Source organism: Variovorax sp. YR566, from assembly GCF_051992195.1.
Classification (GTDB): Bacteria; Pseudomonadota; Gammaproteobacteria; order Burkholderiales; family Burkholderiaceae_C; genus Variovorax.
Genome location: NZ_CP197092.1, coordinates 1,392,350 through 1,412,237 on the forward strand (window position 1 = coordinate 1,392,350; position 19,888 = coordinate 1,412,237).

18 protein-coding genes are annotated in these 19,888 nt (G+C 67.3%); 17 read left to right on the plus strand and 1 reads right to left on the minus strand.

Going from position 1 to position 19,888, the window contains the following annotated elements:
• Nucleotides 1-19 precede the first annotated feature (19 nt).
• The 7 genes from ACTG4X_RS06450 (at nt 20) to ACTG4X_RS06480 (ending at nt 6,530) form a co-directional block, all read left to right on the plus strand.
• On the plus strand, nt 20-841 hold the full coding sequence (locus tag ACTG4X_RS06450; protein ID WP_440533478.1) for an alpha/beta fold hydrolase: 822 nt from the start codon (nt 20-22) through the stop codon (nt 839-841).
• Nucleotides 842-913: 72 nt separating this feature from the next.
• The gene (gene dapF / locus ACTG4X_RS06455; RefSeq protein ID WP_097200145.1) at nt 914-1,789 is read left to right on the plus strand and encodes a diaminopimelate epimerase; all 876 of its coding nucleotides are present in this window, start codon (nt 914-916) and stop codon (nt 1,787-1,789) included.
• Complete coding sequence (locus tag ACTG4X_RS06460; RefSeq protein ID WP_093056297.1) at nt 1,786-2,490, plus strand: DUF484 family protein; 705 nt, start codon at nt 1,786-1,788, stop codon at nt 2,488-2,490. Before dapF ends, ACTG4X_RS06460 begins: the two co-directional genes overlap by 4 nt.
• Complete coding sequence (locus ACTG4X_RS06465; RefSeq protein WP_440533479.1) at nt 2,487-3,122, plus strand: YdcF family protein; 636 nt, start codon at nt 2,487-2,489, stop codon at nt 3,120-3,122. Before ACTG4X_RS06460 ends, ACTG4X_RS06465 begins: the two co-directional genes overlap by 4 nt.
• A complete protein-coding gene (locus tag ACTG4X_RS06470; protein ID WP_097200905.1) occupies nt 3,106-4,122 on the plus strand; it encodes a tyrosine recombinase XerC in 1,017 nt (338 codons plus the stop codon). The genes ACTG4X_RS06465 and ACTG4X_RS06470 overlap by 17 nt, the downstream gene beginning before the upstream one ends.
• 10 nt (nt 4,123-4,132) lie before the next feature.
• Nucleotides 4,133-5,347, plus strand: a complete 1,215-nt coding sequence (locus ACTG4X_RS06475) for a class I SAM-dependent rRNA methyltransferase (RefSeq protein ID WP_440533480.1) — start codon at nt 4,133-4,135, stop codon at nt 5,345-5,347.
• 130 nt (nt 5,348-5,477) lie between these two features.
• Nucleotides 5,478-6,530, plus strand: coding sequence for a CobW family GTP-binding protein (locus ACTG4X_RS06480; protein WP_093056291.1), 1,053 nt, complete (start codon nt 5,478-5,480; stop codon nt 6,528-6,530).
• Between the two features lie 76 nt (nt 6,531-6,606).
• On the opposite strand, the gene ACTG4X_RS06485 is transcribed toward ACTG4X_RS06480, so the two are convergent.
• Complete coding sequence (locus ACTG4X_RS06485) at nt 6,607-8,124, minus strand: YdgA family protein (protein ID WP_440533481.1); 1,518 nt, start codon at nt 8,122-8,124, stop codon at nt 6,607-6,609.
• Between the two features lie 383 nt (nt 8,125-8,507).
• On the opposite strand from ACTG4X_RS06485, the gene dksA reads away from it, so the two are divergent.
• The 10 genes from dksA (at nt 8,508) to ACTG4X_RS06535 (ending at nt 19,878) form a co-directional block, all read left to right on the plus strand.
• Nucleotides 8,508-9,482 carry an RNA polymerase-binding protein DksA gene (dksA, locus tag ACTG4X_RS06490; RefSeq protein ID WP_256216869.1) on the plus strand — a complete coding sequence of 325 codons (975 nt, stop codon included), beginning with the start codon at nt 8,508-8,510 and terminating at the stop codon, nt 9,480-9,482.
• A 49-nt stretch (nt 9,483-9,531) separates the two neighbouring features.
• The gene (locus ACTG4X_RS06495) at nt 9,532-11,214 is read left to right on the plus strand and encodes an STAS domain-containing protein (RefSeq protein WP_440533482.1); all 1,683 of its coding nucleotides are present in this window, start codon (nt 9,532-9,534) and stop codon (nt 11,212-11,214) included.
• A gap of 56 nt (nt 11,215-11,270) precedes the next feature.
• A complete protein-coding gene (gene hslV / locus ACTG4X_RS06500) occupies nt 11,271-11,816 on the plus strand; it encodes an ATP-dependent protease subunit HslV (RefSeq protein ID WP_042578379.1) in 546 nt (181 codons plus the stop codon).
• A 2-nt stretch (nt 11,817-11,818) separates the two neighbouring features.
• On the plus strand, nt 11,819-13,141 hold the full coding sequence (gene hslU / locus ACTG4X_RS06505) for an ATP-dependent protease ATPase subunit HslU (RefSeq protein ID WP_093056283.1): 1,323 nt from the start codon (nt 11,819-11,821) through the stop codon (nt 13,139-13,141).
• Between the two features lie 271 nt (nt 13,142-13,412).
• Nucleotides 13,413-13,841 carry a division/cell wall cluster transcriptional repressor MraZ gene (gene mraZ / locus ACTG4X_RS06510; RefSeq protein ID WP_081270207.1) on the plus strand — a complete coding sequence of 143 codons (429 nt, stop codon included), beginning with the start codon at nt 13,413-13,415 and terminating at the stop codon, nt 13,839-13,841.
• Between the two features lie 8 nt (nt 13,842-13,849).
• Nucleotides 13,850-14,773 (plus strand): 16S rRNA (cytosine(1402)-N(4))-methyltransferase RsmH, encoded by a 924-nt coding sequence (gene rsmH, locus ACTG4X_RS06515; RefSeq protein WP_093078604.1) that lies wholly within the window; start codon nt 13,850-13,852, stop codon nt 14,771-14,773.
• Nucleotides 14,774-14,775: 2 nt separating this feature from the next.
• A complete protein-coding gene (gene ftsL, locus ACTG4X_RS06520) occupies nt 14,776-15,132 on the plus strand; it encodes a cell division protein FtsL (RefSeq protein ID WP_440533483.1) in 357 nt (118 codons plus the stop codon).
• On the plus strand, nt 15,129-16,883 hold the full coding sequence (locus tag ACTG4X_RS06525) for a peptidoglycan D,D-transpeptidase FtsI family protein (RefSeq protein WP_093056277.1): 1,755 nt from the start codon (nt 15,129-15,131) through the stop codon (nt 16,881-16,883). The genes ftsL and ACTG4X_RS06525 overlap by 4 nt, the downstream gene beginning before the upstream one ends.
• Nucleotides 16,884-16,885: 2 nt before the next feature.
• The gene (locus ACTG4X_RS06530) at nt 16,886-18,445 is read left to right on the plus strand and encodes a UDP-N-acetylmuramoyl-L-alanyl-D-glutamate--2,6-diaminopimelate ligase (protein ID WP_440533484.1); all 1,560 of its coding nucleotides are present in this window, start codon (nt 16,886-16,888) and stop codon (nt 18,443-18,445) included.
• Nucleotides 18,442-19,878, plus strand: a complete 1,437-nt coding sequence (locus tag ACTG4X_RS06535; protein WP_440533485.1) for a UDP-N-acetylmuramoyl-tripeptide--D-alanyl-D-alanine ligase — start codon at nt 18,442-18,444, stop codon at nt 19,876-19,878. The genes ACTG4X_RS06530 and ACTG4X_RS06535 overlap by 4 nt, the downstream gene beginning before the upstream one ends.
• Nucleotides 19,879-19,888 lie beyond the last annotated feature (10 nt).

Consider the following 19,888-nt stretch of genomic DNA (forward strand, 5'->3'; position numbering starts at 1 on the left):
TTCACTCCACTGGAAAACCATGACCACACTCACACTGCGCGACGGCACCGAGCTCTATTACAAGGACTGGGGCTCGGGCCAGCCCATTCTCTTCAGCCATGGCTGGCCGCTCAGCGCCGACATGTGGGACGCCCAGATGCTGTTCTTCGCGGAGCGTGGCTACCGCACCATCGCGTTCGACCGCCGCGGTTTCGGCCGCTCGAGCCAGCCCTGGACCGGCTACGACTATGACACCTTCGCCGACGACATCGCCGAGCTGATCGAAAAACTCGAACTGAAGGACGTGATCCTCGCGGGCTTCTCGATGGGCGGCGGCGACGTGACGCGCTACATCGCGCGCAAGGGCAGCGCTCGCGTGGCCAAGCTCGCGCTCATCAGCGCCGTGACGCCGCTGTTCATGAAGACGGCCGACCACCCCGTGGGGCCCGACGCCTCGCTGTTCGCGGGCATCCGCGCCGGCCTGGCCGCCGACCGCCCGCAGTTCCTCGACGACTTCAGCACGCTCTTCTACGGCACCAATCGCCCCGGCGCCAAGGTGTCGCAGGGCGTCTTCAAGCAGACGCTGCAGATCGCGCTGCAGGCCTCGATCAAGGCCACCATCGACTGCGTGACCGCGTTCTCGGAAACCGACTTCCGCCCCGACATGGCGAAGATCGACGTGCCCACGCTCGTGATCCACGGCGATGACGACCAGGTCGTGCCCTTCGAGGCCACCGGCAAGCTTGCGGCCGGGATGATCAAGGGCAGCCAGCTCAAGGTCTACGCAGGTGCGCCGCACGCCACCTGCACCACCCACAAGGACCAGGTGAACGCCGATCTGCTGGCGTTCATCCAGGCCTGATCGTTCCGTCTTCGTGGCCACGGGCTTGGGCCCGTGGTCGCCAAGGGTAGTGCCGGTGGCGATAATCCCGGGATGCGAATCCGCTTTACCAAGATGCAGGGAGCCGGCAACGATTTCGTCGTGCTGGACGAAACACGCGGCACGCTGGGCCTCAGTGCCGCGCAATACCGCTTTCTGGCCGACCGCCACTTCGGCGTCGGCGCCGACCAGATCCTGACCGTGCGGCCTTCGCCTGCGGCAGGCATCGACTTTCAATACGTGATCCACAACTCCGACGGCGGCGAGGTGGAGCAGTGCGGCAACGGCGCGCGCTGCTTCATGCGCTTCGTCAACGAACACCACCTGACCGACAAGACGCAAGTGCGCGTGCAGACGCTGTCCGGCGTGATCGAGCCGCGCATGGGCGCCGATGGCCGCGTGACGGTCGACATGGGCGCCCCCGTCTTCGAAACCGAGCGCGTGCCTTTCGACATCGCCGGGCTCGACCCGCAGCCCGAAGGCGCCTGGCACAAGTGGCACCTTGCCCTTGGCACGCGCGCGGGCACCGCTATCGTTTCGGTAGCGGTTCTGTCGATGGGCAACCCACACGCCGTGCAGGTGGTCGACAACGTCGACACCGCCCCGGTGGCCGAGCAGGGCCCGCAGATCGAGCACCATCCGCGCTTTCCGCAGCGGGTGAATGCGGGCTTCATGCAGGTGGTCGACCGCTCGCACATCAGGCTGCGCGTGTTCGAGCGCGGCGCCGGCGAAACGCTGGCCTGCGGCACGGGGGCCTGCGCGGCGGTGGTGGCGGGCATTCGCCTTGGCCTGCTGGAGCGCCGGGTCGACGTGCAGACGCACGGCGGCATTCTCACGATCGAGTGGCAGGGAGAAGGGCAGCCGGTGCTGATGACCGGGCCGGCCACCACAGTCTTCGAAGGCGACATCGAGGTGCCGGAGCTGCCATGACGACCAACTTCACGAACAACAACGACGCCAACGCCATGAACCCGATCACCGAAGACGACATCGCCAACTACCTGGCGAACACGCCCGACTTCTTCGAGCGCCATGCCCAGCTGCTGGCGCAGGTGCAGCTCACCAGCCCGCACGGCAACCGTGCCGTGAGCCTGCAGGAGCGCCAGGCCGAGATGCTGCGCGAAAAAATCAAGGCGCTGGAGCACCGCCTGATGGACATGGTGCGCCACGGCACCGAGAACGTCGTCATTGCCGACCGCCTGCAGCGCTGGACCAAGGGCCTCTTGACCACGCGCGACCCGCGCAGCCTGCCGTACCGCATCGCGGTCGACCTGCAGTCGCTGTTCCTGGTGCCGCAGACCGCCATCAAGGTGTGGGACTGCGGCAGCGAATACCTCAATGAGGCCTATGCCCAGTGGGTGAGCGACGACGTGAAGGCGCTGGCCACCTCGCTGACCTCGCCGTACTGCGGGCTCAATTCGGGCTTCGAGGCGGCCAACTGGCTGCCCGAGCCGCAGGCCGCGATGTCGATCGCGCTGATTCCGCTGCGCCCCGATGCCGAGTCGCCGGCCTTCGGCATGCTGGTGCTGGCGTCGCCCGACGCGCAGCGCTTCAACGCCGAGATGGGCACCGACTTTCTCGAGCGCATCGCCGAGCTGGCCTCGGGCGGACTTTCGCGGCTTCGTCCTTGAAGCGCCCGCGCTGGTTGCGGCGGCCCTGGCAGGTCGTGCTGGCCGGCGGGGTGCTGGCCGTGGCGGTGGTGTATGCGGCCATCGGAGCCTTCCTCTGCTGGCATGCCGAAGAGCTGCTGGCGCATCCGCCGCAGCGCCCGGCCGATGCGGCGCTGGTGCTCGGCAGCCGCGCGTACCTCGACGGCAAGCCGCATCCGTGCCTCACGGGGCGGGTCGACGTGGCCCTGGCAATGGCGAAAGCCGGCCTGGTCAGGCAGCTGGCTTTTTCGGGTGGCGTGGATTCCGAGGACAGCCGCATCGAGGCCATCACGATGGGGGAACACGCGGTGGCCTCGGGCTTTGCGGGGCCGATGGTGCTCGAGCCGGCATCGACCTCCACGCGGCTGAATCTGTCGCTGTCGCGTCCGCTGCTGCTGGCAGCCGGCGTGCGCAGCGTGGTCATCGTGTCGGAGCCCTTCCATCTGTGGCGCATCGAGCGGCTCGTGAAGAAGAGCGGCTTCGACCAGAGCTTCGACGTGCAGTACGCGGCGGCGCCCACGTCGTGCTGGCGGGCCTTGGGCCCGTTCTCGAAAGGCGCATTGCGCGAGCCGGCGGCAGTAATCAACAATGCCGGCCATGGCTATCTCTTCTGAGCCGGTCGCATCCACTCCCCCGGACTGGATCGAAAAATACCTGGAGCATGTACGCGTCGAGCGCCGGCTCGCGGCGCGCACGGTCGAGCTCTACGCCTTTCACCTGCAGGCCCTGCGCGAGCGTGCCGCCGAGGCAAAGCTGCCGCTGGACCGCGTGCAGACCGCCCACATCCGCCGCTGGATGGCGCAATTGCACAGCGCCGGGCGCGAGCCGCGCGGCATTGCGCTGGTGCTGTCGTGCTGGCGCAGCTTCTACCGCTGGCTGGGCAATGAAGGGCTGATCGGCTTCAATCCCGTGCAGGACGTGCACGCACCCAAGGCCGGCCGGCCGCTGCCCAAGGCACTGGGCGTGGACGACGCGGTGCGCCTCGCCGAACTGTACGACCCCGAGGCCGACCCATGGACCGAAGCGCGTGATGGCGCCATCGTCGAAGTGCTCTATGGCTGCGGCCTGCGTGTGAGCGAGCTCACGGGGCTCGATGCGCAGGCGAGCAACACGGCGCGGGGCTGGGTCGATCTGGATGCGATGGAAGCCAGCGTGCTCGGCAAGGGCAGCAAGCGCCGCATCGTGCCAATGGGCAGCAAGGCGACCGAGGCGGTGCGCGACTGGCTCGCGGTGCGCGACGATTGCGCCGGGCTGACCACCGCCCGGCTGCGCGACCCGCAAGCGGCGGCTGCGCTTTTCATCAGCGCCAAGGGCATGCGGATGTCGTCGCAGGCGGTGTGGAAGCTGCTGCGCGAGCGCAGCCTCAAGGCCGGCCTCGCGGCGCCGGTGCATCCGCACATGCTGCGCCATTCCTTCGCGAGCCACGTGCTGCAATCGAGCAGCGACCTGCGCGCGGTGCAGGAGCTGCTGGGCCACGCCAACATCGCGACCACGCAGGTCTATACGCGGCTGGATTTCCAGCACCTGGCCAAGGTCTACGACGCGGCACATCCGCGCGCGAAGGCGCGCCCCGAGTCCTCACGTGCCAAGGCCAAGCCAGAGAACGACAAGTAAGCAAAGAACAATGAAAACACTTCGCCTCAAACCCGGCAAAGAGCGCTCGATGCAGCGCCGCCACCCATGGGTCTTCGAATCGGCCATCGCGCGCGGTGGCGCCGATTCCGGCGAGACGGTGCGTGTCGAGTCGCATGAGGGCGCCTTCCTCGCATGGGCGGCCTTCAGCCCCATCTCCAAGATCCGCGCGCGGGCCTGGAGCTTCATCGAAACGCAGCGCATCGACGCTGCTTTCTTCGCCTCGGTGTGCGCCCGCGCCGTGGCCGCCCGCGGCCTGTTCGACCTGCAGAGCGACGGCGTGCGGCTGGTGCACGGCGAGGCCGACGGCCTGCCGGGGCTGATCGTCGACCGCTATGGCGACACGCTGGTGGCGCAGTTTCTCTCGGCCGGCGTCGAGCGCTGGAAAGATGTTCTGGCCGACGCGCTGCTCAAGGCCACGGGCCTGGGCAAGCTCTACGAACGCTCCGACGCCAGCGGCCGCGAGCGCGAAGGCCTGAAGCCCGTCACGGGCTGGCTGCGCGGCGATGGCCCCACCGAAATCATCATTCGCGAGCACGGCTGGAAGCTCTCGCTCGACATCGCGACCGGCCACAAGACCGGCTTCTACCTCGACCAGCGCGACAGCCGCCAGCGCTTTGCCGAGCTGGCGCAGCACCGGCGCTTCCGGCGCGTGCTGAACTGCTTCTGCTACACGGGCGGCTTCACCGTCGCGGCGCTGGCGGGGCTGAAGGCCGCGGGCGCGCTCGAAGGCGTGCAGCTGGTGTCGGTCGATTCGTCGCTGCCCGCGCTGGAGCGGGCGCGTGGTCATCTTGCGCTCAATGGTTTCGAAGGGCAGGGCATACAGACCGAGTTTCTCGATGCCAACGTCAACACCGTGCTGCGCGAGTTCATCGACCAGGGCCGCACCTTCGACGCCATCGTGCTCGATCCGCCCAAGTTCGCGCCCACGGCGGCGCACGCCGAGCGCGCGGCGCGGGCCTACAAGGACATCAACCGGCTGGCGCTGAAGCTGCTGGAGCCGGGCGGCGTGCTGCTGACCTTCTCGTGCTCGGGCGGCATCAGCGCCGACCTGTTCCACAAGATCGTGGCCTCGGCGGGGCTCGATGCGGGCGTGGACGGCTACATCGCCGAGCGCCTGGGCGCCGCGCCCGACCATCCGATGACCATCGAGTTTCCCGAGGGCGAGTACCTCAAGGGCCTGGTGGTGGTCAGAAAGCCCGCCTGACGCCTTCTTGACCCTGCCGCCAACGCAACTCAGTGGCATTGGCTAAACTGCCGGGCCACGCCTTTTCGTCCCCTTTTCGTCCCATTTCCCGCCCCCATCTCCTGTTTTCCGCTTCCGGAGCACTATCCCCATGGCCCTCATTCCCGCGACCATCCTCACCGGCTTTCTCGGCTCGGGCAAGACCACGCTGCTCAAACGCATCCTGACCGAGGCCCATGGCCAGAAGATCGCGGTCATCGAGAACGAGTTCGGCGAAGAGAACATCGACAGCGACATCCTCGTGACCGAATCGAAGGAGCAGATCGTGCAGATGAGCAACGGCTGCGTCTGCTGCACCATCCGCGAAGACCTGCGCGAAGCGCTGCAAATGCTGGCCGCCAAGAAGCGCCAGGGCCTGCTCGATTTCGACCGCGTGGTGATCGAGACCACGGGCCTGGCCGACCCCGGCCCCGTGGCCCAGACCTTCTTCATGGACGACGAGATCGCCGAGAGCTACCTGCTCGACTCGATCCTCACGCTGGTCGACGCCAAGCACGCGCCGCAGCAGCTCAACGACCGCCAGGAAGCGCGCCGCCAGGTGGGCTTTGCCGACCAGATCTTCATCAGCAAGAGCGAGCTGGTGTCGGCCGAAGAGACCGACGCGCTCATTCATCGCCTGAAGCACATGAATCCGCGCGCGCCGCAGCAGAAGGCGCATTTCGGCGACGTGCCGCTGAAGGACATCTTCGACCTGCGCGGCTTCAACCTGAACGCCAAGCTCGACATCGACCCCGACTTCCTGAAGGAAGACGACCACGACCATCACGACCATGACCACGCGCATGGCGAGGCGTGCGACCACCCCTCGCACAAGCACGAGGGCCACGGCCACCATCACCACACGGACGACGACGTCAAGAGCTTCGTCTACAAGGCTGACCGCGCCTTCGATCCGGCCAAGCTGGAAGACTTTCTGGGTGCGATCGTCAACATCTACGGCCCGCGCATGCTGCGCTACAAGGGCGTGCTGAACATGAAGGGCACCGAGCGCAAGGTGATCTTCCAGGGCGTGCACCAACTGATGGGCAGCGACCTGGGCCCCGAGTGGGGCAAGGACGAGGCGCGCCAGAGCCGCATGGTGTTCATCGGCATCGAGCTGCCGCGCGAAATTCTCGAGCAGGGGCTGGAGCAGTGCCTGGTCTGAGCTGAAGGCTTGCTGAAATAAAAACGGCGCTGGCCCCAAAAGGCCAGCGCCGTTTTTCATTCGGGCCGGGGCCGGCTTACTTGCCGGTTGCGCCCATCCCGCCCAGCGGCTTGCCGTTGACCTTCAGGCTGCCTTCGCTGTACTCGACCTGGGCGGTAACGTCGTCGCCGTCACGCTTGACGAACCCGCTCTGCTCGCCTTGCTCGACCAGGCCGGCCACCATTTCGGGCGGCGGCGTCTGGCCGCTCTCTGCACCGGTTTCGGCCAGCTTCTCGATCCACTTCATGGGCAGTCGCGCGTGGGCCTTGAGCACGCCGCGCTTCATGAGCAGCGCGGTGCCGGGCATCTGCAGGTCTTCGTCGGTCACGCCGGCCATGCTGACCGTGTAGCCGATTTCGGCGCGCTTGCCGTCGATTTCGACCAGCATCTTGTCGAGGCCGGCCTCGGGGCCGTACTTCGCCATGGCCTTGAGGTCGGGGGCGAGCTGCTCGGCCAGCGCCTGCATGGCGGCCTGCGATGCCTTGCTGCTGCCCTTGCCGCAGCCGCTGGCGGCGCTGGACTGCATCCAGGCGTCGGCCAGCTTCTTGTAGCCGGCGGCATGGATGCGGCGTGCGCTGCTGGTCAGTTCGAACTTGTCGATCTTCGTCTCGCCGATCTTGCCGGTGCCCCTGAACGTGCCGCTCGACGCATAGAGGCCGTCCTTGGTGCCGGCTTCGCCGACCAGTTCGATGTTCTGGAGCACGACTGCCGGCAGCGCCTTTGGTGGTTCTGCCGGTGCGGCGCCGTCCTCGGCAGCCTTCTTCTTGACGGCGAACTCGAGGGTGTCGAGCCGGCCTTCGGTCTTGCCGGTGGCCAGGAACCAGCCGGCGCTCATGTCCATGTCGGCCTTGGCGGCGAGCTTGCCCATCTTCATGGTCACGCCGCTGCGTGCTTCGCTGAAGTCCAGGCCGGGCACGGTCAGGTCGTAGCGCGCCTGGGTGCGCGCGGCGTTGACTTCCAGGCGGGCCTGCACGCCTTGCCAGTCGAGGCGGCCCTTGCCTTCTTCGACCAGCTTGGCGGGGGCGACGGTGAGGTCGGTCGTGAAGGCGCCACTGAAGCCGACCTTGGTGCGCGCGCTCAGGGGCTTGGCGTCGCCGAACAGCTTTTTCGCCGCGGCCTGCGTCTTCTCGTCGAGCACCAGTTCGCTGTCGATGGTGGCCGCTGCCAGCGTGCCGCCGGCCAGCGGGCCGTGATGGATGGTGTCGCGGATGGTCAGGCGCAGCTGCTTGGGCGGTTTGGTGCCGCCTGCGTCTTCCTCTTCGTCTGCCTCGGCTTCCTCGCCCTCGGCGGGCTTGTCGGCGGCGGCGGGTGCTGCTGCTGCCGGGGCGGCGGCATCGGCTGCGCAGCCGATTTCCAGCGTCACGGTGCTGACGGCACCGAAGAAGCCGCGTTCATATTTGCGCTCGGTCACGCGCACCAGCGCGGTCTGCTTCGGCAGCTCGTCGAAGGCGATGTCGTAGCGCGACTTGATTTGCGTGCCGGCCCACCAGGTGCTGCCGCCGTAGGCGACGGCGATAGCCGCGGCCAGGACTCCCAAAACTACTTTCTTGTTCAAGACTTGCTTTCTTTTTGCGAATGAACGGATAGGCCCCCTGCGCCATATGGACAAAGGCCCGGGGCCGCGCTGCTCCCACAGACAGCGCCGCGCGATGCTAACGGAGTTGGCCGGCACGCCTGGACATCGCCCGCGCCTGCGAGTTCTCTATACAATCGCGCGCCTGTTCCGGCAGCCATGTCCAGTTCTCGTGGACAAGATGTGACTTCCGGCACGGGGCGCCGCACGTTCCTGGTGGGCTTTCGGGGGTATAACCCCGGGGTTCGCCACTGGCGAGCACCCCGACAACGGGGAGCCTGCGTGGTCTGAAAGCCGCAAGTGGCTCCCATGGGAGGAGACACCCAGTGAAAGCGCGTTCCAGTTCGACCAAGGAGCCAGTCACCGTGAAGAAACCCGCCGCCAAGGCCACGCCAGCACCCAAGCCCGCCACAAAGAAGGCGCCGGCTGCGAAGCAGGCTGTACCTGCGGCCAAAAAGGTTTCCGCCACCGCACATGGCCCCGCAGCGAAGGAGAAAAGCGCGCCGTCCAAAAAGCCCGCAGCACCACCGGCCAAGGCCGCGACCGCTGCGACCAAGAAGTCCGCCAAGCCTGCAACTGCCGCCACCAAGACCGCAGGCGCGGGCTCATCGTCATCCAAACCCGTCGGCCGCCCTGCTGCCGTTCCTTCTGCCCCCTCGATCCCCATGAAAAAAACGGCTGCCGCCTCCACTTCCGCCCCGGCGACACCCTCGATGCCCGTTCAAACCCCCACGCCCGCACCCGCCGCGCGTGGTGGCCGCGTGTCCCGGCTGTCGCAACTGACCGTGCCCTCGATGCCGCAATCTGTCGCATCGACCGCCGCCAAGTCCAGCTTCTCGCAGGCGCCTTCCACCGCGCTGGTGCCGCCGCCGCCCCTGGCCGTGAAGAAAGACCCGAAGCTGGCCAACAACTGGAAGACCAAGACTCCTTCCGAGCTGAGCGACGCTGAAGTCATCGCCATGCCCGACGACGAGTACATGAACGAAAAGCAGATGGCGTTCTTCCGCCTGAAGCTCGAAGAACTCAAGCGCGGCATTCTCGAGAACGCCGGCGAGACCACCGAGCATCTGCGTGAAGACACGGTGGTCGTGCCCGATCCGGCCGATCGCGCCACCATCGAGGAAGAACACGCCCTCGAACTGCGCACCCGCGACCGCGAGCGCAAGCTGCTCAAGAAGATCGAGCAGTCGATCCAGCGCATCGACGCCGGCGACTACGGCTACTGCGACGAAACCGGCGAACCCATCGGTGTCGGCCGCCTGCTGGCCCGCCCGACGGCCACGCTGTCGCTCGAAGCGCAACAGCGCCGCGAACTCAAGCAAAAGATGTTCGGGGATTGAAACAGGGTCAAGGTAGATAGAACCCAGCGACTTCGATAGCCTTCGCCGAATGCCTAAGGAAGAATCGGGCCGCCTTTTTTCCAAGGTGGCCAAATTTGTCCGCAATCCCCTGAAGGATTGGTCGGAGCTGGATGCCCCTGCCTCCGCCTCGACCTCGGACTCCTCGCTGCCCGCCCAGCAGACCTACAGCCGCGAGATGCTGAAGGAGATGATCGAGCGGCGCCAGCGCAACGATTTCGTGCGCCGGCGCGAGTTCGACATGCTGCGCAAGCTGCGCCAGCGCGAGGCCGCCGCCCACGCCTTCGAGGCGACGGTCACGCCGTCTTCCTTCAACATCAACAGCACCTCCGAGAAATCGGAAGGCCGCGCGCTCACGCTCAAGAAGATCGACGAGATCGAGCAGCAGATGTCGCAGCAGTGGTGGAAGGGGCGGGGCCCGAACGGCGAAACGCTGGTCAACCCGCCGCCTGACGCCGGCGCCGAGACGCTGCCGCCGGTGCATACCGACGATCTGCTGTCCGAGCCCGCCGTGTTGCCCGTCATCCCGCCAGCGGCTGCAGCCGAGGCTGGTGACGATGCCCCGGCGGTGGCCGCCAGCGTGCCGTTGCTGTCGTCGCGCCTTGCGCACGACGGCGCGCTGGAAGAGGCGGTGATCCGCTTCGCGCACGGCGACGACACCGGCGCCGAAGCCATCCTGCTGCAGGCCCTGGCCTCCACCGAAGGCACGACGCCCACCGAGGGCGGGCACGACGCCGCGGCCGAGCGCGACGACAACCGCTGGCGCGCCCTGTTCGATCTGTACCGCGCAACCGGTGACGCCGCCAAGTTCGCAGCCGCCCGCATGCGCTATGCGCAGCGCATGCGGCGCATGGGCCCCGACTGGGTTTCGCTCGATGAGTTGGCCCGCAGCGTCAAGGCCGTCACTGCCAGCGAAGAGGCGGCCGGGGCCGCCGCCGAGGGCAGCAGCGCCCATGCCGACTGGACCTGTCCTACGCGCCTGGCGCGCGAAGGCCTGATGGAGCTCACCCGTGCGCTGTCGAAGGCGGGCTCGGTGTGGACGCTGGACTGGCGCGGGCTGCACGCCGTCGAGCCTGAGGCTGCCGCGCCGCTGCGCGTGCTGTTCACCCACTGGGCCGATTCGCCGGTGCAGCTGCGCTTCATGGGCTCGGCGCAGCTGCTGGCCGTGCTGTCCGAGGCCGCACCCAACAACGAGCGTGGCACCGACGACATCTGGTGGCAGCTGCACCTTGCGGCGCTGCGCCTGATGCACCTGCCCGACGACTTCGAGCTGGTGGCGCTCAACTACTGCATCACCTACGAGGTGTCGCCGCCTTCCTGGCAGGACCCGAAGGGCGAGTGCACCACGCTGGCCGCGCCGCCCGCGAGCCGGCCCAGCTCGGTGTGGTCGCTGCTGTCGGTCGGTGGCGATTCGGAGAGCTTTCCGTCCACCGACAGCGGTTTTGCCGCGCTGGCGGGCGATCTGCGGGGCGAGTCGCTGTCGAGCTGGCAACGGCTGGACAACGACCTGCGCCACACCACGGCCCCGGTCATTTCGTGTGCCGCGCTGCTGCGTATGGACCTGGCCGCCGTGGGCACGCTGCTGAGCTGGGTGCGCGCACGCGATGCCAATGGCGAGCGCGTGCAGTTCGTCGATGCGCACCGGTTGATTGCTGCGCTGTTCAACCTGGTAGGCATTGCCGATCATTCGACAGTGACGGTTAGGAAAAACTAAAACCTGCGCCGCCCGATGGCGGTTGCATTGCCGCGGCGCACCCCCAGATGGCTGCGATGGAACAGTTTCACGGCACCACCATCGTGAGCGTGCGCCGCAAGACCCCCCAAGGCGACCAGGTCGCCATTGGCGGGGACGGGCAGGTCACTCTCGGCAATATCGTCATCAAGGGCACGGCGCGCAAAGTGCGCCGCCTCTATCACGGCAAGGTGCTGGCTGGCTTTGCCGGCGCCACGGCCGACGCCTTCACGCTCTTCGAGCGTTTCGAGGCCAAGCTCGAAAAGCACCAGGGGCACCTGACCCGCGCGGCAGTCGAACTCACCAAGGACTGGCGCACCGACCGCGTGCTGCGCAAGCTCGAGGCCATGCTCGCCGTGGCCGACGCTACCACCTCGCTCATCATCACCGGCAATGGCGACGTGCTGGAGCCCGAAGACGGCGTGATCGCCATCGGTTCGGGCGGGGCGTATGCCCAGTCGGCGGCCAAGGCGCTGATCGACAACACCGACCTCTCGGCCGAGCAGATCGTGCGCAAATCGCTGGCGATCGCCGGAGAAATCTGCATTTACACGAACATGAACCACACGGTGGAAGCGCTCTGACCATGTCCATGACCCCCCAGGAAATCGTCTCTGAGCTCGACAACCACATCGTCGGCCAGCCCGCCGCCAAGCGCGCCGTGGCCATTGCCCTGCGCAACCGCTGGCGCCGCCAGCAGGTCGAAGACAAGCTGCGCCACGAGATCACCCCGAAGAACATCCTCATGATCGGCCCCACGGGCGTGGGCAAGACCGAAATCGCCCGCCGCCTCGCGCGCCTGGCCGACGCGCCCTTCATCAAGGTCGAGGCCACCAAGTTCACCGAGGTCGGCTACGTGGGCAAGGACGTCGATTCGATCATTCGCGACCTCGCCGAAATCGCCGTCAAGCAGACCCGCGAATCGGAAAGCGCCAAGGTGCGCGCGCGTGCCGAAGACGCCGCCGAAGACCGCATCCTCGACGTGCTGCTGCCCCCCGCACGCGGTGCCGATGGCGCGGTGGCCGACACGGGCAACGCCACCCGCCAGGCCTTCCGCAAGAAGCTGCGCGAGCACCAGCTCGACGACAAGGAGATCGAACTCGACCTCGCCGAGACCCGCACCCCGCTGGAAATCATGGGCCCGGCCGGCATGGAGGAAATGACCGAGCAGTTGCGCGGCATGTTCGGCCAGATCGGCGGCGGCAAGCGCAAGACGCGCAAACTCAAGATCGCCGAGGCGCTGCGCTTGCTGATCGACGAGGAAGCGGCCAAGCTGGTGAACGAGGACGAGATCCGCACGCAGGCGATCACCAATGCCGAGCAGAACGGCATCGTCTTCATCGACGAGATCGACAAGGTTGCCACGCGCAGCGAAGCGCAGGGCTCCGACGTGTCGCGCCAGGGCGTGCAGCGCGACCTGCTGCCGCTGGTGGAGGGCACGGCCGTCACCACCAAATACGGCGTGGTGCGCACCGATCACATGCTGTTCATCGCGAGCGGCGCCTTCCACCTGAGCAAGCCGAGCGACCTGATCCCCGAGCTGCAGGGGCGCTTTCCGATCCGCGTGGAGCTGCAGTCGCTCTCGGTGGCGGACTTCGAAAGCATCCTCACGCAGACCCGCGCGTCGCTGGTGAAGCAGTACCAGGCGCTGCTCGCCACCGAGGGCGTGACGCTCGAATTCACGCCCGAAGGCGTGAACCGGCTGGCCGCCATCGCCTTCGAGGTGAACGAGCGCACCGAGAACATCGGCGCACGCCGTTTGTCGACCGTGATGGAACGCCTGCTGGATGAGGTAAGCTTCGACGCGACCCGCCTCGAAGGGCAATCGATCCGCATCGATGCCGCTTATGTCGACCAGCGCCTTGCGGCACTAAGTCACGACGAAGACCTTTCGCGCTTCATTCTCTGAAGCCGCTTCTCCTTCCCCCTGTAACGGGGGAATCCTTCACGCATCACATTCATTGCGTGAGCTAAGTACTTCATTTTCAACGAAATTCGCCGATTCCATGGTTTTGGAATCGGCGCTAAGTCGTTGATTCCATTACAAAAAATAGCCCAAACGGCCAGTTGCTTCCGAAGTGTTTCCTGCTACAGTGCAAAAAAGTGCAGTTAAGTGGGAAAAAGTGCGGGTAGCGCCCCTTTCGGGTGCCGCAGCACTCCCAACACAGGGGTTCGTGGTCGTGTTTCAAGGCGCTTCATCGCTCAGTCTGGATGCCAAGGGGCGGCTCTCCGTGCCGACCCGGCATCGTGACGTCCTGAGCGCGACGGCAGGCGGCCAGCTCACGATCACCAAGCATCCGCACGGATGCCTGATGGTGTTCCCCCGTCCCGAATGGGAAAAATTCCGCGAGCGCATCGCCGCGCTGCCGATGTCGGCGCAGTGGTGGAAGCGCGTCTTCCTGGGCAACGCGATGGACGTCGAGATGGACGGCACCGGCCGCATCCTGGTGTCGCCCGAACTGCGCGCGGCCACCGGCATCACGCGAGAGACGCTGCTGCTGGGCATGGGCAACCACTTCGAACTCTGGGACAAGGCCACGTACGAGGCCAAGGAGGCCGAGGCCACCCAGGGCGAGATGCCGGATGTGTTTCAGGACTTTGCGTTCTGAGGACCCAAGTGAACACCCCATGGACCCATACGACCGTCTTGCTGAACGAAGCGGTGGAAGCCCTTCTTTCCGGCAGCACGGCGGCAACCGGCACCTACGTGGACGCCACCTTCGGGCGGGGAGGGCATGCGCGTGCAATCCTCTCCAGGCTGGCGCCGGAAGGCAGGCTGATCGCATTCGACAAGGATGCGGAAGCAGTGGCCGAAGCAGCGCGCATCTCCGATGCGCGTTTTTCTATCCGTCACCAGGGATTCCGCTCGCTGGGCGAGCTGCCCGACGCGAGCGTCGACGGCCTGCTGATGGACCTGGGCGTGAGTTCGCCGCAGATCGACAACCCGGTGCGCGGTTTCAGTTTTCGTTTCGACGGCCCGCTCGACATGCGCATGGACACCACGCGCGGCGAGAGCGTGGCCGAATGGCTGGCAACGGCCGAACTTCAGCAGATTGCAGAGGTGATCCGTGACTATGGCGAAGAACGGTTTGCTGTTCAGATTGCAAAGGCGATTGTTGCTCGCCGACAAGAACGGGGCCCAATTTCAACCACCACCGAACTGGCCGAGCTCGTGGCTGGCACGGTCAAAACCCGCGAGCAGGGCCAGAACCCTGCAACGCGCACATTTCAGGCTTTTCGGATTTTCATCAACGCCGAGCTTGAAGAGCTGCAACAGGCGCTAGAAGCGAGTCTGTCCGTGCTCAAACCCCAGGGGCGGCTCGCGGTGATCAGCTTCCACTCGCTGGAAGACCGCATCGTGAAGCAGTTCATCGCCAAGCACTCGAAGGAGGTCTACGACCGCCGCGCGCCGTTTGCCGCCCCGAAGGTCATGAAACTGCGCGCGCTGGAGCGCATCAAGCCGTCCGACGCCGAGGTGGGCGGCAACCCGCGCTCGCGCAGCGCCATTCTTCGCGTCGCAGAACGCACCGGGGCCAGCTGATCATGGCCCGCCTCAACATCCTGCTGCTGCTGGCCGTCATTGCGACGGCTTTGTACCTCGTGCACACGCAGTACATGTCGCGTCAGCTCTATACCGAGCTCGACCGCGTGCAGCAGGAAGCCCGTCGCCTGGAGACCGATCGCGACCGCCTGCAGGTCGAGAAGCGCGCACAGGCCACGCCGCTGCGCGTCGAGAAGCTCGCCAAGGAGCAGCTGCAGATGCGCACCACTTCGCCGGCGATCACGCAGTACGTGCGCCCTGACGGCACGGTGATCCCCGCGGTCGCGCCGGTGGCGCCTGCGCCGACCGCGCCCAAGCCGGCGGCCAAGCCAGTCACCGCAGCGAGGGCCGCACGATGAACCGGGGCAACCGCAGCGTGCGCTACACCACCAGCCCCTTGCTCGCGAGCAAGACGCCGGTGTGGCGCAGCAAGTTCATCGTCGCGGGCATTGCGCTCGGCTTCGTCATGCTGGCGGGCCGGGCGGCCTATGTGCAGGTGCTCAACAACAGCTTCTTCCAGCGGCAGGGCGAAGTGCGTTTCGCGCGCACGCTCGAGCTGCCGGCCAACCGCGGCCGCATCCTCGACCGCAATGGGCTCATCCTGGCTTCCAGCGTGGTGGCGCCCAGCATCTGGGCCATTCCGGAAGACATCGAGCGCGACGACCCCGAGGTGCGCGCCAAGCTCAAGCAGGTCGCCAAGCTGCTGGAGATGTCGCAGAAGGACTTCGACAAGAAGCTCGAAGACGAGGACAAGACCTTCGTCTGGATCAAGCGCCAGGTCGACGAGCCCATCGCCAAGCAGATTGCGGCCATGAACCTCAAGGGCATCTACCAGCGCAAGGAATACAAGCGCCAGTACCCCGAGGGCGAGGCCGCCGCGCACGTGGTGGGCTTCACCAACGTGGAAGACAACGGCCAGGAAGGCATCGAGCTCGCATTCAACAAGGAGCTGGCCGGCAAGGCCGGGTCGCGCCGGGTCATCAAGGACCGCCTGGGCCGCGTGGTCGAGGGCGTGGGCGAAACCGTGCCGCCGCTTGACGGCAAGGACATCCAGCTCAGCGTCGACAGCAAGGTGCAGTTCTTCGCCTACCAGAAGCTGCGCGATGCCGTGACCGCGCGCAAGGCCAAGGCTGGCAGCGTGGTGGTGCTCGACTCCGTCACCGGCGAAGTGCTGGCGCTGGCCAACTACCCGAGCTACGTGCCCGACAAGCGCCAGAACCTCACCGGCGAGCAGCTGCGCAACCGCGCGCTCACCGACACCTTCGAGCCCGGCTCGACCATGAAGCCGATCACGGTGGGCATGGCGCTCGAAGCCGGCCGCGTGAAGCCCTCGACCCTGATCGAAACCGGCCCCGGCCGATTCCAGATCGGCGGCTTCACCATCAGCGACACCCACAACTACGGCACGCTGACGGTCGAAGGCGTGATCCAGAAGTCGAGCAACGTCGGCGCGCTCAAGATCGCCCAGAAGATGACCCCGCACGAGATGTGGGACACCTACACCGCGCTCGGTTACGGCCAGAAGCCGCAGATCCAGTTCCCCGGCGCCGTGACGGGCCGGCTGCGCCCGTGGAAGACCTGGAAGCCGGTCGAGCAGGCCACCATGGCCTACGGCTACGGCCTGTCGGCGTCGCTGTTCCAGATGGCGCATTCGTACACCTCGTTCGCGCACGACGGCTCGATCATTCCGGTCACCATCCTGAAGAATTCCGAGCCGCCGGTCGGCGTGCGCGTGTTCTCGCCGTCGAACGCGCTGGCGGTGCGCAAGATGCTGCAGATGGCCGCCGGCCCCGGCGGCACCGGCACGCGCGCGCAGACGGTCGGCTACTCGGTCGGCGGCAAGTCGGGCACGGCCCACAAGCAGGTCGGCAAGGGTTACGCGAGTAACAAATATCGCGCCTGGTTCACCGGCATGGCGCCCATCGACAAGCCGCGCATCATCGTCGCCGTGATGATCGACGAGCCCAGCGACGGCCAGTATTTCGGCGGCGTCGCCGCGGCGCCCGTGTTCAGCGAAGTCGTGCAGCAGACCTTGCGCATGATGAACGTACCGCCCGATCTGGCGGTCAAACCGCTTGTGATGACGCAGGGCGTCGACGAGAGTTTCTGAACATGCTGACCTTCACTTCACCTCAACTCGCCGCGGCCTGGCTCAAGGAGCGCGTGCCGCAGGCCGCGCTGCACGCCGACAGCCGTGCCGTGGGCGCGGGCGACGTTTTCATCGCCTGGCCCGGCGCCGCCACCGACGGGCGCAAGCACGTGGCGGCCGCGCTGGCGCGTGGCGCGGCGGTCTGCCTGGTGGAGCGCGAGGGCGTCGACGCCTTCGGCTTTGAAGGCGACGACCGCATCGTGAGCTACCCCGGCCTGAAGGCCGCCACCGGCCCGATCGCCTCGGCCTTCTACGACAACCCCTCGGCCCTGCTCGACGTGCTGGCCGTGACCGGCACCAACGGCAAGACCTCCACCGCCTGGTGGCTGGCCGAATCGCTCTCCACGCTGCGCGCGGCGGGTGGCGTGCGCGCGATGCGGCCCGACGGCACCATGCAGCGCGATGCGCCGTCGCCCTGCGCGGTGATGGGCACGCTCGGCATCGGCGTGCCGCCCGAGCTGACCTACACCGGCCTCACCACGCCCGACCCGGTGATGATGCAGCGCGAGTTGCGCTCGCTGGTCACGCGCGGCTTCGGTGCCTGCGCCATCGAGGCCTCGTCCATCGGCATCGCCGAGCGCCGCCTCGACGGCGCGCAGATCGCCGTGGCCGTGTTCACCAACTTCACGCAGGACCACCTCGATTACCACGGCAGCATGGACGCCTACTGGCAAGCCAAGGCCGAGCTGTTCCGCTGGCCCGGCCTGCGCGCGGCGGTGATCAACATCGACGACACGCACGGCGCCAGCCTGTGCGCGAACCTGATCGACGCCGGCATCGGCGCGCTCGACGTGTGGACCGTCTCGGCCGGCGGCAAGCCGGCCCGCCTCGTGGCGCGCGACGTCGGCTACGACGCGCAGGGCCTGCAGTTCTCGGTGGCAGAGCACGGCACCGCCGCGGTGGAGCGCCTGTCGACCGGCCTGATCGGCCAGTACAACGTGGCCAACCTGCTGGGCGTGCTCGGCACGCTGCGCGCGCTGGGCCTCACGCTCGCCCAGGCCGTGGCCGCTTGCGCCAACCTCACCAGCGTGCCGGGCCGCATGGACCGCGCAGGCAGCGGCGAAGGCGCGCCGCTCGCCGTGGTCGACTATGCCCACACCCCCGACGCGCTCGACAAGGCCCTGATCGGCCTGCGCCCGCTGGCAAAGCAGCGCGGCGGCGCGCTCTGGTGCCTGTTCGGCTGCGGCGGCGACCGCGACCCGATCAAGCGCCCGATGATGGCCGCCGTCGCCGAGCGCCAGGCCGACCGCGTGGTCGTCACGAGCGACAACCCGCGCAGCGAAAAGCCCGACGCGATCATCAGCCAGGTGCTGCGCGGCTTCTCCAGTCCCGAAGCCGCTCAGGTGCAGCCCGACCGCGCAGCCGCCATCGCCGATGCGCTCGCGCAGGCCGCCCCGCAAGACGTGGTGCTGATCGCCGGCAAGGGCCACGAGGCCTGGCAGGAAATCGCCGGCCAGCGCATCGAATTTTCAGACAAGACCCATGCGCTGCAGGCGCTGGCAAAGCGGGGGGCCGCGGCATGACCGACACGACGCCTCTCAACATCACGCTGGCCCAGGTGCAGCAATGGATTCCGGGATCGCGCCTGGTGGGTGACGCTTCGACCGTCATCGCCCGCGTGCACACCGACACGCGCACGCTCGCGCAGGGCGACCTGTTCGTCGCGCTCAAGGGCGAGCGCTTCGACGCCAACGACTTCCTGGCGGACGCCAAGAAGCGCGGCGCCGTGGCCGCCATTGCGCACCAGGGCCTCGAGGCCGCCGGCCTCAGCGGCGTCGAAGTGCCCGACTCGCTGGCCGCGCTCGGCGCACTCGGCGCGGGCTGGCGCGCGCAGTTCGAACTGCCGCTGATCGCCGTGACCGGCAGCAACGGCAAGACCACGGTCACGCAGATGATCGCGGCCGTGCTGTTCGCCTTCCGCGCCGAACGCGCGCTGGCCACCGCCGGCAACTTCAACAACGAGATCGGCGTGCCGCTCACGCTGCTGCGCCTGCGTGCGCAGCACCAGCGCGCGGTGCTCGAACTGGGCATGAACCATCCGGGCGAGATCGCGCGGCTGGCCGCCATCTCGCGCCCGACCATCGCACTCGTCAACAACGCCCAGCGCGAGCACCAGGAGTTCATGGCCACCGTCGAGGCGGTGGCCGTCGAGAACGCCGCCGTGTTCGCGGTGCTGCCCGAAGGCGGCACGGCCGTGTTCCCTTACGGCGACGCCTTCACCTCGCTGTGGGCCGACATGGCGCACGCCGGTGGCTCGCGCCGCTGCATGACCTTCGGCGAATCGGAAGATGCCGACATCTCGCTCGACAGCGCCGAATGGAAGCAGGGCGCCTGGGCCGTGCGCATCCGCACGCCGATCGGCGCCTTCGATGCGCGCCTGCACATCGCGGGCCGGCACAACGTCGTCAATGCGCTGGCCGCCACGGCCTGTGCGCTCGCGGCCGGCGTGTCGGTCGAGACCATTGCAGCGGGCCTGTCGGCCTTCGAGCCGGTCAAGGGCCGTTCGCGCGCCAACGAGATCGTGCTGGCCGGTGGCCATGCGCTCACGCTGGTCGACGACAGCTACAACGCCAACCCCGATTCCGTGATTGCCGCCATCGACGTGCTCGCCGCCCTGCCGGGCCCGCGCCTGCTGGTGCTCGGCGACATGGGCGAGGTGGGCGACCGCTCGCCCGAGTTCCACGCCGAAGTCGGCGAGTGGGCGCGCCAGCGCGGTATCGAGTCCGTCTACACGCTGGGCGCCGCGACGGCGCACACCACCGCTGCCTTCGGCGGTGCCGACGGACGCCATTTCGAAGAGTTCGACGCGCTCGGCGCGGCCGTGCTCGCGCGCCTGCCGCAACTCGGCAGCGTGCTCGTCAAGGGATCGCGCTTCATGAAGATGGAGCGCGTGGTGCAGGTCGTCGAGGCGCAAGCACAACCACAACAACAAAAGGAGGCCGGTCATGACGCATGAGCCGCGCGAA